17 protein-coding genes are annotated in these 14,800 nt (G+C 73.6%); 7 read left to right on the top strand and 10 right to left on the bottom strand.

The window, feature by feature from the left end; translation table 11 throughout:
• Positions 1 to 60: 60 nt before the first annotated feature.
• Genes FHU33_RS02955 through mshA form a run of 3 tightly spaced genes read right to left on the bottom strand, consistent with a single transcriptional unit; the run spans position 61 to position 3,454 of the window.
• On the bottom strand, positions 61 to 1,620 hold the full coding sequence (locus FHU33_RS02955; protein ID WP_246063231.1) for an MFS transporter: 1,560 nt from the start codon (positions 1,618 to 1,620) through the stop codon (positions 61 to 63).
• Positions 1,617 to 2,126: a type III secretion system chaperone family protein gene (locus tag FHU33_RS02950; RefSeq protein WP_142023997.1), complete on the bottom strand. Its 510-nt coding sequence runs from the start codon at positions 2,124 to 2,126 to the stop codon at positions 1,617 to 1,619. Before FHU33_RS02950 ends, FHU33_RS02955 begins: the two co-directional genes overlap by 4 nt.
• Positions 2,123 to 3,454, bottom strand: a complete 1,332-nt coding sequence (gene mshA, locus FHU33_RS02945; RefSeq protein WP_246063230.1) for a D-inositol-3-phosphate glycosyltransferase — start codon at positions 3,452 to 3,454, stop codon at positions 2,123 to 2,125. Before mshA ends, FHU33_RS02950 begins: the two co-directional genes overlap by 4 nt.
• Before the next feature lie 91 nt (positions 3,455 to 3,545).
• On the opposite strand from mshA, the gene FHU33_RS02940 reads away from it, so the two are divergent.
• A complete protein-coding gene (locus FHU33_RS02940) occupies positions 3,546 to 4,337 on the top strand; it encodes an SDR family oxidoreductase (RefSeq protein ID WP_142023994.1) in 792 nt (263 codons plus the stop codon).
• 58 nt (positions 4,338 to 4,395) lie between these two features.
• A complete protein-coding gene (locus FHU33_RS26125; RefSeq protein WP_281281606.1) occupies positions 4,396 to 4,521 on the top strand; it encodes a hypothetical protein in 126 nt (41 codons plus the stop codon).
• Positions 4,522 to 4,526: 5 nt separating this feature from the next.
• On the opposite strand, the gene FHU33_RS02935 is transcribed toward FHU33_RS26125, so the two are convergent.
• Entirely contained in the window at positions 4,527 to 5,534 is a 1,008-nt protein-coding gene (locus FHU33_RS02935; protein ID WP_142023993.1) for a UDP-N-acetylmuramate dehydrogenase, read from the bottom strand.
• A gap of 34 nt (positions 5,535 to 5,568) precedes the next feature.
• On the opposite strand from FHU33_RS02935, the gene FHU33_RS02930 reads away from it, so the two are divergent.
• The 4 genes from FHU33_RS02930 to FHU33_RS02915 all read left to right on the top strand — a co-directional run bounded on the left by FHU33_RS02930 (position 5,569) and on the right by FHU33_RS02915 (position 10,467).
• The gene (locus tag FHU33_RS02930; protein ID WP_142023992.1) at positions 5,569 to 6,432 is read left to right on the top strand and encodes a class I SAM-dependent methyltransferase; all 864 of its coding nucleotides are present in this window, start codon (positions 5,569 to 5,571) and stop codon (positions 6,430 to 6,432) included.
• Between the two features lie 86 nt (positions 6,433 to 6,518).
• Positions 6,519 to 8,771 (top strand): DUF222 domain-containing protein, encoded by a 2,253-nt coding sequence (locus FHU33_RS02925; RefSeq protein ID WP_142023991.1) that lies wholly within the window; start codon positions 6,519 to 6,521, stop codon positions 8,769 to 8,771.
• 65 nt (positions 8,772 to 8,836) lie between these two features.
• Positions 8,837 to 9,610 (top strand): maleylpyruvate isomerase family mycothiol-dependent enzyme, encoded by a 774-nt coding sequence (locus FHU33_RS02920; protein ID WP_170182302.1) that lies wholly within the window; start codon positions 8,837 to 8,839, stop codon positions 9,608 to 9,610.
• Positions 9,607 to 10,467 carry a spermidine synthase gene (locus FHU33_RS02915; RefSeq protein ID WP_246063229.1) on the top strand — a complete coding sequence of 287 codons (861 nt, stop codon included), beginning with the start codon at positions 9,607 to 9,609 and terminating at the stop codon, positions 10,465 to 10,467. The genes FHU33_RS02920 and FHU33_RS02915 overlap by 4 nt, the downstream gene beginning before the upstream one ends.
• A gap of 2 nt (positions 10,468 to 10,469) precedes the next feature.
• Here the strand turns inward: FHU33_RS02915 and FHU33_RS02910 are convergent, their stop codons facing one another.
• A complete protein-coding gene (locus tag FHU33_RS02910; protein ID WP_142023987.1) occupies positions 10,470 to 10,982 on the bottom strand; it encodes an O-acetyl-ADP-ribose deacetylase in 513 nt (170 codons plus the stop codon).
• Between the two features lie 23 nt (positions 10,983 to 11,005).
• On the opposite strand from FHU33_RS02910, the gene FHU33_RS02905 reads away from it, so the two are divergent.
• Positions 11,006 to 11,200 (top strand): PspC domain-containing protein, encoded by a 195-nt coding sequence (locus FHU33_RS02905; protein ID WP_142023986.1) that lies wholly within the window; start codon positions 11,006 to 11,008, stop codon positions 11,198 to 11,200.
• Positions 11,201 to 11,234: 34 nt separating this feature from the next.
• Here FHU33_RS02905 and FHU33_RS02900 read toward each other — a convergent pair whose 3' ends face one another.
• The 5 genes from FHU33_RS02900 to FHU33_RS02880 all read right to left on the bottom strand — a co-directional run bounded on the left by FHU33_RS02900 (position 11,235) and on the right by FHU33_RS02880 (position 14,592).
• Positions 11,235 to 11,519, bottom strand: coding sequence for a DUF2516 family protein (locus tag FHU33_RS02900; protein WP_142023984.1), 285 nt, complete (start codon positions 11,517 to 11,519; stop codon positions 11,235 to 11,237).
• 161 nt (positions 11,520 to 11,680) lie between these two features.
• Complete coding sequence (locus tag FHU33_RS02895; RefSeq protein ID WP_142023983.1) at positions 11,681 to 12,457, bottom strand: hypothetical protein; 777 nt, start codon at positions 12,455 to 12,457, stop codon at positions 11,681 to 11,683.
• The gene (locus FHU33_RS02890; protein WP_142023982.1) at positions 12,454 to 12,957 is read right to left on the bottom strand and encodes a helix-turn-helix domain-containing protein; all 504 of its coding nucleotides are present in this window, start codon (positions 12,955 to 12,957) and stop codon (positions 12,454 to 12,456) included. Before FHU33_RS02890 ends, FHU33_RS02895 begins: the two co-directional genes overlap by 4 nt.
• Positions 12,958 to 13,042: 85 nt before the next feature.
• Positions 13,043 to 13,975 carry an asparaginase gene (locus tag FHU33_RS02885; RefSeq protein ID WP_246063228.1) on the bottom strand — a complete coding sequence of 311 codons (933 nt, stop codon included), beginning with the start codon at positions 13,973 to 13,975 and terminating at the stop codon, positions 13,043 to 13,045.
• A gap of 56 nt (positions 13,976 to 14,031) precedes the next feature.
• Positions 14,032 to 14,592, bottom strand: coding sequence for an RsiG family protein (locus FHU33_RS02880; protein WP_142023980.1), 561 nt, complete (start codon positions 14,590 to 14,592; stop codon positions 14,032 to 14,034).
• Positions 14,593 to 14,800 lie beyond the last annotated feature (208 nt).

Below are 14,800 nucleotides of genomic sequence, written 5' to 3'. Positions count from 1 at the left end.
GACGAGCTGCTTTCTCGGCGTGCGTGGCCATGAGCGTCAGCCGTGATCGGGCGCTCAGCGTCAGTCCGTGACGGATGCCTCGCCCCCGCGGCGGCCGGGCAGCCAGCGGAGGACGACGGCCGCCGCGACCAGGGCGGCGACGGCGGTGAACACCGCGGTGACGTGCATGGCGGCCACGAACGCCTCGCGGGCGGGTCCCGCGACGTCGGCCACCGCCCGGGCGGCGTCGCCGTCCCCACCGTTCCGGACCTCCCGGACGGCTTCCAGGGTGGCGACGATGGACTGGCTGGCCTCGGCTCGGGCCCCGGCCGGGAGCGCGTCGACGGTGCTGCCGAGGTGTGCCGAGTAGGAGGCGGCGAGGACCGAGCCGAGGATCGCTACGCCGAGGGCGCCGCCGACCTGGCGGACGGAGTTGTTGACCGCCGCGCCGGCGCCGGCCTTCTCCCGCGGTACGACCGACATGATCGATTCGGTGGCCGGGGCCATCACCGCGCCCATGCCGACGCCCTGCACCGAGAGCACGAGCAGGAGCAGCCACACCGGCGAGGTGAGGTCGAGCAACTGGATGCCGACGAAGGAGAGCGCGATCAGCAGGAACCCGGTGGCGCACACCGCCTTGGCCCCGTGCCGCTCGGCCAGCCCCGAGCTGCGCGGCGCCATCATCGCCATGCCGAGGGCAACGGGGATCAGCGCCGCACCGCTCTGCAGCGGGCTGTAGTCGCGAACGCCCTGGAGGTAGTAGACGAGGTAGAAGGTGGCGCCGAGCAGCGCGAAGAAGTTCAGCCCGAGCGCGCCGGCCGCGGCCGAGAAGGCGGGGTTGCGGAAGAGCGAGACGTCGAGCGCCGGGTGCGTCGAGCGCCGCTGCAGCCACACGAACAGCGCGAGGAGGACCACCCCGCCGACGAGCGGCACGAGCACGCCGGGCGTCGTCCACCCCGCTCCGGAGCCGCCGCGGATGATCCCGTAGACGAGGCCGGCCAGGGCCACGATCGACAGCAGGACGCCGGGGACGTCGAGCCGGCCGGGGAACGGGTCCTTCGACTCCGGCACGACGGCGAGAACGCCCACGATGCCGAGCAGCGCGACCGGGACGCCGACGAGGAACACCGAGCCCCACCAGTAGTGCTCGAGGACCGCGCCGCCGGCCAGCGGCCCGCCGGCCACGGCGATGCCGGCGGTCCCGGCCCAGATGCCGATCGCGCGGCCGCGCTCCCGGGGCGGGAAGACGTTGGTGATGACGGCGAGCGTCGTCGGCTGGACGGCCGCCCCGCCGACACCCATGACCGCGCGCCAGGCGATCAGCTCGAGGGGGCTGCTGCTGAAGGCGGCGAGCACGGACCCGAGGGCGAAGATCGTGAGCCCGATGAGCAGGACCTTGCGCCGGCCGATCCGGTCACCGACGACGCCCCAGGAGAACAGCAGCCCGGCGAACACCAGGATGTAGCCGTCGACGGCCCACTGCAGCTCGCCGTGGGTCGCGCCGAGGTCACGCTGCAGGGTGGGCAGGGCGACGTTGAGGATGGTGTTCCCCATGATCACCACGAGCAGGCAGACCGTCATGGTCGCCAGGACCCACCAGCGCCGGGCGTAGCCGGGCGGCGGCTCCTCCGGAGAACTCAAGACCGGCGCGTGGGGTCCGCGAACGCGGCGAATGCCTCGAGATTGCGCAACGACTCCCCGCGTTTGACCCGCCAGTCCCACTCGCGGCGGATCGAGGTGCCGAAGCCGATCTCGAGCATCGCGTTGAAGTGGTCGTCGGCGTAGCTGAGCACCGAGCCGAGGATCCGGTCGAGCTCGTCCGGCGTGACGGCGGCGTGCGGGAGGCGTCCGGTCAGGTAGACGTCACCGACGCTGTCGACGGAGTACGCGACGCCGTACATGCGGGCGTTGTGCTGCAGCAGGAAGGTCCACAGCTGCTCGCGGTTCTCGTCGGGCTGGCGGCAGACGAAGGCCTCCACCCGGAGCGCGTGCTCACCGACGATGAGGCCGCAGACGGTCTTGAGCTTCTTCGTCCCGGGGAGGTCGATCAGCCACCTCCCCGGGGCCGGGTGCTCGTGGACCAGCTCACCGTCCCGCAGGGTCTGCTCGATCACCGCGTCGAGGTCGGCGACCATCCGCTCCGTCATCGGGCCACCTGCACACCGGGCAGAGCGCGGAGCGGGCCGACGGTGCGCCGCACCTGCTGCGGCGCCCGGCCCATCTCCTCCGCGGCGGAGGTGTAGGCGTCGACGAGGGCGTCGGCCGTCCGGTCCCAGGAGAACGATCCGGCGTGCCTGCGGGCACCGGCGGCGAGCAGCTCGCGGCGGGCGAGGACGGCGCGGACGGCGGTGGCGTAGTCGCGGGGGTCGTGCCCGTCGACGAGCACGCCCGAGATGCCGTTCCGGACGGCGGTGCGCAGCCCACCGACGGCGGCTGCGACGACGGGGGTGCCGCAGGCCTGCGCCTCGAGCGCCACCAGCCCGAACGACTCGTTGTGGCTGGGGACGACGGTGACGTCGGCGGCCCGGTAGTGCTCGGCAAGACGGTCGGGCGGCTGCGGGGGGAAGAAGGTGACGACGTCGGCGATGCCGAGCGACGCGACGAGCTTGTGCAGCTGCTCGGGGGCCTCGAGACCGGACCCGCTGGGGGCGCCGACGACGTGGACCCGCAGCCGGCTGCGGAGCGCCGGCTCGTCGGCGAGCAGGCGGGCGGCCGCGTGCAGGAGGACGTCGGGGGCCTTGAGCGGCTGGATCCGCCCGACGAAGAGGAGCACCACGGCGTCCGTAGGGGCGCCGACCGCCTGGCGGGCCGCAGCCCGGCCGCCCGGAGAGAACCGCTCGAGATCGACGCCGGGCGGGACGACGAGGGTGCGGGCCGGGTCGGCGCCGTAGAGGCGGACCAGCTGGCGGGCCTCCTCCTCGGTGTTGGCGATCAGCCGGTCGGCCTCGGCGACGACCTGCTCCTCACCGATCACGCGGGCGCGCGGCTCGGGCCGGTCGCCGTCGGCCAGCGCCTCGTTCTTGACCTTGGCCAAGGTGTGCGCGGTGTGGACCAGCGGCACGCTCCAGCGGTCGCGGGCCAGCCAGCCGACCTGCCCCGAGAGCCAGTAGTGGGAGTGGACGACGTCGTAGTAGCCCGGCTCGTGCTGCGCCTCCTCGCGCAGGACGGCGGCCGTGAAGGCGCAGAGCTGCGCGGGCAGCTCCTCCTTGCCGAGGTCCTCGAACGGGCCGGCGCTCACGTGACGGACCGTCACGCCCGGGCTCATCTCGACGACCGGCGGGAGGTCGCTGGAGGTCGCTCGGGTGAAGATGTCGACCTCGACGCCGCGCGCGGCCAGCCGGCGGGAGGCCTCGACGATGTAGACGTTCATGCCGCCCGCGTCGCCGGCGCCGGGCTGGTCGAGCGGACTGGTGTGCACCGAGAGGGTGGCCACGCGCCGGGGCATGGCGGAGCGCGGGAAGCGGCGAGCGGGCACGTGCGACCTCCCCGCTCTCGATCCGCTGAAAAGGGGGCTTTCCGAGCCCCCCGTCGACTGTTCATCCTGCAACAGCGCCAGGATGGCGTTCATGCCCGGTACCGAGTCGCCCCACTCCACCCACCGCCGTCCCGACGACCGCTTCCCCGGTTCGGGGCGCACCGCCGTCGTCACCGGAGCCTCCAGCGGGATCGGCGCGGCCACCGCGACGCGACTGGCGGCGGAGGGCTTCGACGTCGTCCTGGGGGCCCGGCGGATGGACCGGTTGGAGTCGCTGGCCGCGTCGATCGGTGGGCGGGCGCTGCCGCTGGACGTGACCGACCCGTCCTCGGTCGAGGCCTTCGCGGGGGCGCTGGACCGGGTGGACGTGCTGGTGAACAACGCCGGTGGCGCGTTCGACGCGAACCGGGTCGAGGCCGCCGATCTGGACTCGTGGGCGCAGACCTATGAGGTGAACGTGCTCGGGACCGTGCGGCTGACCAAGGCGCTGCTGCCGGCGCTGCGGGCGTCCGGCGCGGCTGACGTCGTGTTCGTGAGCTCGACGGCGGGGCTGGTGTCCTACGAGGGCGGGGCGTCGTACACGGCGGCGAAGCACGGGGTGCACACGCTGGCCGAGACCATGCGGCTGGAGCTGAACGGGGAGCCGATCCGGGTGCTGGAGATCGCACCGGGGATGGTGCGCACGGAGGAGTTCTCGCTCAATCGACTGGGGTCGGCCGACAAGGCCGACGCGGTCTACCGGGGGGTGCGGGAGCCGCTGGTGGCCGAGGACGTCGCCGACTGCATCGCCTGGGTCATCACCCGGCCGCACCACGTGAACATCGACCTGATGATCGTGCGACCGCTGGCCCAGGCCGCCCAGCACAAGGTCGCGCGGGAGTAGGCGGATCACCGTTCCCGAACGTGCGCGGGCATACCCGGGAGCGGCCTAGGGTCGTCCCGTGCACATCCGCGGCGCCATCGACGCCGATTGGCCGGTGATCCACCCAATCTTCGACGCGATCGTCACCGCCGGGCGCACCTACGCCTATCCCGATGGGCTGTACCAGGAGCTCCTGCCCGGCTGACCGAGTCAGGGTCGGACGGCGGTCGGCTCGCGCTCGAGGGTGACGCCGAACTTCTCGCGCACCGTCGCGACGATCCGGTCGGCGAAGGCGAGCAGCTCGGCCGCCGTCGCGCCGTCCTCGGTGGTGAGGGCGAGGCTGTGCCGGGAGGACGTCCCGACGCGTCCTTCCCGCGTGCCGCGGCCGAAGCCGGCGTGTTGGACGAGCCACGCGGCGCTGAGCTTGACCATGCCGTCACCGGCCGGCCAACTCGGGCAGCCTTCGAGCGCCTGCTCCGACGGCACGATCGGGTTGGTGAAGAACGATCCGGCGCTGCGGCTGTCGGGGTCGGCGGGATCCCAGACCATGCCCTTGCCACGGCGCAGCGCCAGGACCGCCTCCCGGACGGCGGCCAGCGGAGCGGTGGCGCCGATCTCCACGCCCAGTGTGCGGGCGAGCTCGGCGTAGGTGACCGGTCGCGATTCGTCGCCCGGGTGCAGATCGACGGTCACGTCGAGGACGACGAACCGGACGGGATCGCGCTTGAGCCGGCTGTCGCGGTAGGCGAACCCGCACTCGGCCGGCGTGAGCGTGCGCTCGGCCTTCTCGGCCCGGTCCCAGACGCGGACGGCCGTGATCGTCTGCGCGACTTCCTGGCCGTAGGCGCCCACGTTCTGGATCGGCGTGGCGCCCGTCGAGCCGGGGATGCCGGACAGCGCCTCGACACCGGCCAGCCGGTTCTCGACCGTGTACGCGACCAGCGCGTCCCAGTCGTGGCCTGCCTGGACGGTCAGCGCGTTGCCGAACCGTTCGATGCCACGTGCGCGAACCAGGACGACGTCCCCGGGCCAGCCCTCGTCGGGTGCGACGACGTTCGAGCCGCCACCCAGGACGAGCAACGGCCGGCCGGCCTCGTCCGCCTCCCGGACGGCGGTGACGAGCTCCACGGCTGTTTCGACCTCGACGAGACGGTCGATCCGACCGCCCACGGCGAGGGTGGTGAGGTCCGCCAGCCGGACGTCGCGTCGAACCTGCACGACACCACGCTAACCGGGACTACCCTCCGGACCGGTGAGCGAGGCTGGGAGCGATCACAAGCGACGGGCATCGCTGTCCCTTTCGTCGCAGCGCAAGGCACCCCGACTGGCCGCCGGCCGGGCCCGCGCCCTCGGCCTGCCGACCCGCGGCACCACGAACGCCAACCGTCTTCGGCGGGTGGACCGCTGGCTGCTCGCCACCCAACTGCCCCGCCTGCGCGACTCCGCGCGACCGCTGGTCGTCGACCTCGGGTACGGCTCGTCCGCGGTGACGACGTTGGAGCTGGTCGAGCGGCTGAGCCCTGAGGTGGGCCGGCTCGAGGTGGTGGGCCTGGAGATCGACCCGGCGCGCGTCGCGGCGGTGGGGGCCGACCGGGATCCGCCCCGCGTGGACTTCCGGGTGGGCGGCTTCGAGCTCGCCGGTCTCCAGCCGGTGCTGGTGCGGGCGTTCAACGTGCTCCGGCAGTACGACGAGCGGTCCGCCGCACGCGCCTGGGAGACCATGTGCGCTGCGCTCGGGCCAAGTGGCGTCCTCGTCGAGGGCACCTGCGACGAGTGGGGACGGCGCTCCGCATGGGTGGCGCTGGACGCCGGCGGCCCCCTGACGCTCACGCTCTCCACGCGGGTGGCGGACATCTCGACGCCGTCGGACCTCGCCGAGCGTCTGCCGAAGGCGCTGATCCACCACAACGTTCCGGGTCAGCCGGTCCACGAGTTCCTGCGGGCGTTCGACGCGACGTGGGCCGCGGCCGCGGGGCTGTCCACCTTCGGCCCGCGCCAGCGCTGGGTGGCTGCGGTCGAGGCCCTGGCGGCCCAGGGCTGGCCGATGGTGGGGTCGACACGGCGGTGGCGGCACGGCGAGGTCACGGTGCGATGGTCGGCGGTGGCACCGATCTGAGGCGGTTACTCGTCCACAGGTGACGGGCTTGTCCACAGAAGCGTTCCCGCTGGTCGGAGCCGCGAGGCTCCACTATGATCGAACACATGTTCGGTGCTGCTCAGGCGAGTGTCGAGGACCGACCCTCGGTCTTCGAGTCGCTCTTGCGCGCTGCCCTGGCCGACGCCCCCGGTCTGATCCAGTCGTTCGCGCCCCGCTCGACGCTACTCATCGAGCTGCCTTCGCACCGCACCACGCCCGCGGCCACGCGGCTCGAGTCAGGCACGGTGCCGGACACCGACCCGGACGACGTGGCGGTCGCCGAGCCGGAGGCCGTGGAGGAAGCCGAGCCGGACGCCGTGGTGGTTACAACGGGCACGGTGGCCGGCTCCGGGCCGGAAGCGGTGACGGACTGCGAGCCGGAGTCCGGGGCGGTGGAGCCGGAGTTGGCGGCGTTCGCCGGTCTGCTGGAGGTCGGGGCGGGGCATCTGGCGCGGGCGAAGGCCGCGCATCGGGTGCAGTGGCGGGAGGCGGCGGTGCAGGTGCGGGCGCTGGCGGCGTTCGCCGCGGCCCGCCCTGCCGCGGCGCTGGACCGGCCCGATGACGAGGTGGGGGCGGCCGCGGCGGCCTCGCGGGCGGCCCGGCCGGCGATGCTGACGCAGGTGAGCGAGTGGGCCGTCGATGAGGTGATGGTCGCCCTCGGGCTGTCCTCCCAGGCCGCCACGGTGCTGCTGACGGACTCGGTCACGCTGGTGGAGCAGCTGCCGGCCACGGTGGCCGCACTGGAGGCCGGCACCATTTCCTGGACACACGCCCGGATGCTGATCCAGGTGCTGGCCCCGCTGAGCGATGACGGAGTGCGCGCGGAGGTGGAGGCCGGCCTGCTGGCCGGGGCGGCGGGCCGCACGGTCGGCCAGCTGCGCGCCTCGGCGCAGCGGGCGGTGCTGCGCGTGGACGCCACGGCGGCCACCCGGCGGCTGGCCACGGCGATCGGGCAGCGGGCGGTGCGCGGCTACGCCGGTGAGGACGGCATGGGCACGCTGGCGGCCTCGATGCCGCTGCCGGTGCTGCGGGCGTGTGAGAGCGCGCTGCACCAGTACGCCGAGGCGTGCACGTTCCCCAGGGATGAGCGCACCCTGGACCAGCGGAAGCTGGACTGCCTGGTCGACCTGATCCTGCGCCCGAACGATCCCGACCGCCCGCCGGTGCAGGCGCACCTGGACATCGTCGCCTCGGTGGGCACGCTCACCGGCGGCGACGAACCCGGCGAGGTCGACGGCCAGCCGGTCCCCGCGGCGCTGATCCGCGAACTCGCCTACGCCCTGAGCCTGCTGCCCCGGCCCGCATCCACTCAGTCCCCGAACGCCGAGATCCCGGCTGAGGGCGAGGCCGAGGACGACCAGGGCTCGAACGGTGAGGGCCACAATCACGAGGGTCACAACGACGGGGCCGGAGACGAGGCCGGAGACGACGTCGGCGACCACGACGGCCGGGGCGACGGGATCCCGGCCGGCGAACCAGCCGCTGTCGCCGCGGGAACTGACCGCGCCGCACCCGAGGCGGCCGAGCCCGTGAGCACAGAGCCCGAGCCTGCGGAGTCCAAGCCGGCGACGTTCGAGCGGACAGAGCCGCAGCCAACAGAACCCGAGCCCGGGTTTCCGGACCCGGCGCGGGCGCAATCCACCGATGGCCGTCAGGCCGTCGCGGCCGACCTGGCGTCGGCCTGGTTGGGCGATCTGCTGAATCTGCGCTCCACCGCCGGCACGGCGCTGGCCGGCCTGCCGCAGATCGCCATCATCGACGAGCTCTCCGGGCAGCTGCTCGCCCTCGCCTCAGCGGCCGAGACCCGCCGCGCGGCCACCTGCACCCGCCGCGCCTGCCGCACCGGCCGCACTCCCTGCACCCACCCACCCGCCGGCCTCGGCCTCGGCCCACCACCGGAAAGCCCCGGCTACCAGCCCTCTGACTCTTTGCAGCGGTTCGTCCGCGCCCGCGACCGGCGTTGCCGCTTCCCCGGCTGCCGCGCCCGCGCCGACCGCTGCGATCTCGACCACAACACCCCCTACCCGGCCGGGGCGACCAGCTGCGACAACCTCTGCTGCCTGTGCCGCCACCACCACCGGCTCAGCCACCAGGCACCCGGCTGGACCATGCACCGCCTCCCCGACGGCGGCATCGAATGGACCACACCCAGCGGCGACCGCATCACCACCCACCCGCCCCGCTACGGCAACGACGACCCCGCACCACCGAAACCACCGAAACCACCCGAGCGGCCCCCACCACTCAGCCTCCGCGAACTCGTCCTCGGCCGATCAGCCACCGCCGAAGAACGCACCAACGACCCCGCACCCTTCTGACGAGGTGCCGCGGGTTGCCGGAAGGGCGACACGGGGTGCGCCGGCGCTTCGGGCAGGATGACGGGATGATCCGGCTCCGCGGCGAGACGCTGCGGCAGCGGTGCATCGAGTCCGTGATCGAGGAGGGCGAGCGGGTCGGGATCCTGGCGCAGGAGCTCGCCGCCGGACTGACCCCGGCACGCGGCGGCCTGGCCGTCCACGTGCCGTGGGTCCCCGCATGGACGGCGGCTGACCTCGTCGGCCACCTCGGCACCGTCCACCGCTGGGCGACCGCGATCCTGCGAGCCGGGCACACCGAGCGTCCCCCGCCGGGGGCCATGAAGTCGCCGCCGACCGATGGACTGCTCGAGTGGTACGCCGCCGGCCTGGCCGACCTCGTGGCGGCGCTGCGCAGCACACCAGCGGATGCCCCCGCCTGGCACATGAGCCCCGCCGCCGAGAAGGTCGCCGCATCCTGGGCGCGGCGGCAGGCGCACGAGCTCCTCGTCCACCGGTGCGACCTCGAATCGGCGGCCGGCGTCGCGCACGTCGCCGTCGACACCGCCCTCGCCGAGGACGGCGTCGACGAGCTGCTCACCGTGGTGCTCCCCCGGTGGGCACCGACCGAGCCGCTGTCGAGCGCCGACGCGTCGGTCGCCGTCACCGGCTCCGACACCGGCCGCACCTGGTCGGTCCGCGTCGTCCGCGGGGCCGTCACCGTCACGACCGACCAGACCGGCACCGAGGACGCACACCTCCGGGCCCCCGTCCACGAGCTGCTCCTGCACCTCTGGGGACGCCCTGCGGACGTGACCGTGGACGGCGACCCGGCCGCCGAAGCACTCCTCCGTGGCCGATGAGACGGCCCGACAGCCGGATGCCGACGCCGCCGGGCCCGACCCCCGTCACCGGCGGCACCGCGGAGCTGCTCGCCGACGCCGACCGGAACGGCTCCTGGATGCTCCTGGTCGACGGCACCCCGCAGTCCCACGTCGACCTCGACGACCCGACGCACCTGGAGTTCGAGTACGTCCGCCGGATGGGCCACGTCCTCGACCTCGCGGCCGAATCGGGAACCCCGCTCGACATCGTCCACCTGGGCGGCGGCGCCCTCACCCTTCCCCGCTACGTCGCGGCCACCCGCCCGGGCTCACGGCAGCGCGTCGTCGAGGTCGACCAGCCGCTCACCGACCTGGTCCGCGAGCACCTGCCGCTCCCCCGCGGCGCCCGCATCCGGGTTCGCGCCGACGACGCCCGCGTCGGCCTCGCCGCCCTGCACACCGCCAGCACCGACGTCGTCATCTGCGACGTCTTCGCCGGCGCGCGAACACCCGCCCATCTCACCAGCGCCGAGTTCGCCGCGGAGGCTCACCGTGCACTGCGTCCGGGTGGCGTGCACGTCGCCAACGTCGCCGACGGCCCCCCGCTGCAGTTCGCCCGAGCGCAGGTCGCCACCTTGCGCGCGGTGTTCGGCAACGTCTGCCTCCTCGGCGAACCGGGGATCCTGCGCGGCCGCCGGTTCGGCAACCTCGTGGCGGTCGCCTCCGACGCCGAACTGCCCATCGCCGACTACGTCCGCCGCTGCGCCCGGGAACCCATGCCGTCCCGTGTCGTCCACGACGACGACCTCGAGCGATTCGTCGGCACCGCGCGGCCCGTCCTCGACGTCGATGCCGTCGCCTCGCCCGAGCCACCCGCGGGCGTCTTCGGTCGCTGACGTCAGCCGGTCAGCGCCGCCTCGAACGCGGCCAGAGCCTCGTCGCTGAACAGGACGAACCGCACCTCCTGGACATGCTCGACCGACGCCGACCGCACCGCGATGACCGCCTGCCGCGCCGCGTCACTCAAGGGCCAGCCGTAGATTCCCGCCGAGATGGCGGGGAACGCCACCGTGCGCGCGCCCAGCCCGTCGGCCACCCGGAGGCTCTCGACATAGCAGGAGCGCAACACCTCGGAGAGATCCCGGCTCGCCGACCAGATCGGTCCGGCCGTGTGCACCACCCAGCGGGCCGGCAGCCGTCCGGCCGTCGTGGCGACCGCCTGCCCGCGGGGCAGCCGCCCGCCCGGCAGACGCTCCTTGACCGCCCGGCACTCGGCGAGGATGGACGGCCCTCCGGCCGCGTGGATGGCACCGTCCACCCCGCCGCCGCCGAGCAGTCCGGGATTGGCCGCGTTCACGACCACGTCCACGTCGACCTGCGTGATGTCGCCGCGCACCGCACGCAGATCCATGTCCACGACCGTAGGGTCGCGGCATGACCACGCCCACCCCGTACCGGCTCCGCAGGGACTCCCGCAACAAGGTGATCGCCGGGGTCTGCGCCGGCATCGCACGCCGCTACGGGCTCTCCCGCAACGGCCTCCGCCTGGCGTTCGTGCTGTCCTGCGTGCTTCCCGGCCCGCAGTTCATCGCCTACCTCGTGCTCTGGCTCCTCATGCCGTCGGACTGACGGCGCCCCGGGAGCAGCGCTCAGGAGGAGCGGGTCACCAGCTGTTGCCGCGCGGCAGTCCGCGCACGGCCGGTCGCACGTCGACCAGGTACACGATCGCGGCGATGATCGCGGGCAGGCCCAGGAAGCTCAACAGGCCGAAGAAGTACACGGCGACGACCGACAGGCCGGTGATCGCCGCCCAGCCGGGCTTGGTCAGCTTGCCTGCGGCGACGAAGCCGGCCGCCGGCCGTATCAAGGCATCCACGAACGCCCAGGCGGTCAGAGCGAGGCCGGCCCAACCGAGGATGAGGAGGACCCACCCCTCGAACATCGCCATGCCGGAAGCCTACCTGCGTCCGGCCGCGATTCCGGGGGCACGCACACGACCGGATCAGTGGCCGCCGACAGCCCCTGCCCCGGGACGGTTCGAACGCGACAGGGCCCCGGAGCGCGTGTCGCAGCTCCGGGGCCCTGGTCGGTGGTCCGACGTCCGGGACGTCAGCTCTTCTTGGCGGGCACCGCGGTCGGGTTGGCCGGCTTGGCGGTGCGGGCGCGAGACACGCGCGCGGAGGTGGACTTCGCCGGCGACTTGCGGGCGGCCGGGGTGCTCTTCTTGGCCGGCGCGGCCGCCTTGACGGTGGTCGACTTGGCCTTCGGGGCCTCGACGGCCTCCTCGGCGGTGGTCTTGGTCGCCTCGGCGGCGACCTCGACCTTGTCCTCGGCCTTCGCGGCGACCTTGGTCGCCTTGTCGGCGGTCTTCTGCGCGACCGAGGTCACCTCGTTGGACGCCTCGACGACGGCCTCAGCGGTGTCCTCGAGCACGTCCTCGAGAGCGTCCTCGACGGTGTCGACGGCCCGCTCTGCACGACGCACGACGCGGCGGAAGCCCGGCTGCTGGCGCAGCTCCTCGACGACCTCGGCGCCACGCTCGGCGAGCGTCTCGACGGTGGCGAGCGCCTGGGTGCGGGCGGTCTCGACCAGGCCGGCGACGGTGCTGCGCAGCGCCTCCGGACGGGCGGCGACGGCCAGCTGGTGCGCCGTGGTCCGGGCGGTGCCGGCAGCCTCGGTGGCCCGGGTCCGGGCCTCCTTGACGGCCAGGTCGGCCTGGACCTGAGCCTCGCCGGGCAGCGCCTCGGCCTTCGAACGGAACTGGTCGAGCACGGTCCTGGCCCGCTCGACGGCCAGGTCGCCGGCGCCGATGGTGGCCAGGAGCTGGGTCTTGTAGAGCTTGACGGCGGTCTCGCCGTACTGCTTCACGGTCTGGGTGGGGGTCATGCTGACTCCTTGGAGGTTCGGGTCTCTGCTGCGGGCTGGGAAGAGGTCGGGGCTGCGGCCCGGTGCTCGCGCACGTACGTCTCGTACAGCTCGAGCAGGACCGCCTTGTGGCGCTCGGACAGCGACTCGTCCGACCGGATCGCCGCCACCGTGTCCGGGTTGCCGGCGCGCCGGTCGAGGATCCCTGCCTGCTCGTAGAGCGACTCGGCGGAGATCTTCAGACCCCGGGCGATCGACGCGAGGATCTCCGCTGACGGCTTGCGGAGCCCCCGCTCCACCTGGGACAGGTACGGGTTGCTGACCCCTGCGGTGCGAGCCAGCTCGCGCAGCGACACCCGGGCAGCACTGCGCTGCTCACGGATGAAGTCGCCCACCTGCGAGCTGACGCCGGCGACGCCGGAGGCGTCCGCGACCGATTCCGCCACGCTGCCGGCGACCCGATCCACCGTCGAGCGGACCGTCGTCACCTGCTCACGGACGAACTCACCGGGGGTCTGCACGGTTACGACGATAGGCCGGGGTGCTAGCTGTTGCAAGCGGAGCTGCTAGCAGACCGCCGTGAATCGGATCACACGAAGCCGCAGCTCAGCGGCCGAGCTCCGGTGCGGCGCGGACCTCTCCGACCACGCCGTCACCGCCGGAGACGGGGGTCAGCAACCACCGGGCGAGCACGTCGTCGGGCAGCCCGAGCCGCAGCAGACCCGCCGCCAGCGCAGGCGTGCGCCCGCGGTCTCCGCCGTCGTCGAGCTTGAAGGCCACGGCACCACGGTCGGGCACGGCGGCGACGTGCACCCCGTCCGCCCCACCCTTGACCAGCAGACCCGGGACGGCCTGCATGAGCTCGGTGTCCTCGCGGCCGGTGCCGGCTACGAACCAGGGCTCGGCCCGCATCCCGTCGGCGACGGCGCGCTCGCGCGTCCCTTTCTCGGCCTGCACCAGCGACAGCACGCCACGGGCCAGTCCGGTCACCGACAGCGCGTGCTGGGGAGCGCCGCACCCGTCGACGACGACGGCCGTCACCGGCTCTCCGGCGGCCTCGGCCAGCCGCGCCTCGATCGCCTGCTGCAGCGGGTGGTCGCGCTCCAGGTACCCGGACGTCGGCCAGCCGGCGGCCACGCACGCGGACAGCATGGCCGCGTGCTTGCCCGAGCAGTTCATCGCCAGTCGCTCCGGCGCACGACCGGCGACGATCCACTCCGATTCCGTGCCGATGTGCTGCGGCAGCGCCGGCGGACAGCCGAGGTCGTCCGGTGCGAGTCCCACGGCCGCCAGCATCCCGGCGGCCACCTCGCGGTGGCCGTCCTCACCGTTGTGCGAGCCGGCACCGATGGCCAGTTCGCGCGCGGACCGGGGAGCCCAGCCCGCCGCCAGCAGGGCCGTCGCCTGCACCGGCTTGTTCGACGAGCGCGGAAGGGTCGGCCGCTCGACCGCGCCGGCGGCGAAGGTCACCTCTCCGGCGGCGTCCAGGACGACGAGCGACCCACGGTGCACCGACTCGAGGAACCCCGACCGCCACACCTCGACCAGGACAGGGTTGTCCGGCCAGGCGTTGCCCCCGCCGGCCGGCTCGGCGTTCAGTGCCTGCCCTCGTCGGCGAGCAGGGCGGCGACGTCGGCCTCGCCGTCCCGGTAGCGGCGGCCGAGCTCGGCAGCCAGCCCGTCCATGACCTGCTGGACGCCGCGACGACGCTCGGACAGGTCGACCTCCGCCTCGGCCAGCGCGCGGGCCGCCTTCTCGAGCTTGGCGTCCGTGAGGGTCGAGATGGCGGACACGTCGATGCCCGAGGTGAGCGCGTTGACCCAGGACTCGTACTCCTCCGGCGCCTGCGGCTGCACGGTCTGGTGCCGGCCGAGACCGTGCGCGGGACCACGCCCCTTCTCGGAGAGGATCTCGGGCAGCAGGTCGACCAGCGAACGCCCGTCGTCCTCGGCGCGCCGCTGCAGCTCGCGGCGGACGATGTCGAGCCGCCCCTGCAGCAGGCGCCGCGTGTAGGAGAGGTTGACCTCTTGCTGCTCGGCCTCGCGCCGCAGGCGCCGGACCTCCGACATCGGCTGCGTCGTCGCGTTCTGGAGGAAGGCGGGCTGGAGGAGCGCGTCGACGGCGGCACCCCCGGCGCGAGCAGGCTTCGGACTCACTTCGTCTCCTCGCTGGCGCTCGTCGCCGGCGTTCGCCGGACTGCTCTGCTGATCGGTGAACTCGCGAGCTCGTTCACAGCGTCTCCTCGCTGGCGCTCGTCGCCGGCGTTCGCCGGACTGCTCTGCTGATCGGTGAACTCGCGAGCTCGTTCACAGCGTCTCCTCGCTGGCGCTCGTCGCCGGCGTTCGCCGGACTGCTCTGCTGATC

Source organism: Blastococcus colisei (assembly GCF_006717095.1).
In the GTDB taxonomy this organism is placed as follows: Bacteria; Actinomycetota; Actinomycetes; order Mycobacteriales; family Geodermatophilaceae; genus Blastococcus_B; species Blastococcus_B colisei.
Note: the sequence above shows the minus strand (reverse complement) of the source record. Positions and strands in the feature narration are given on the sequence as shown.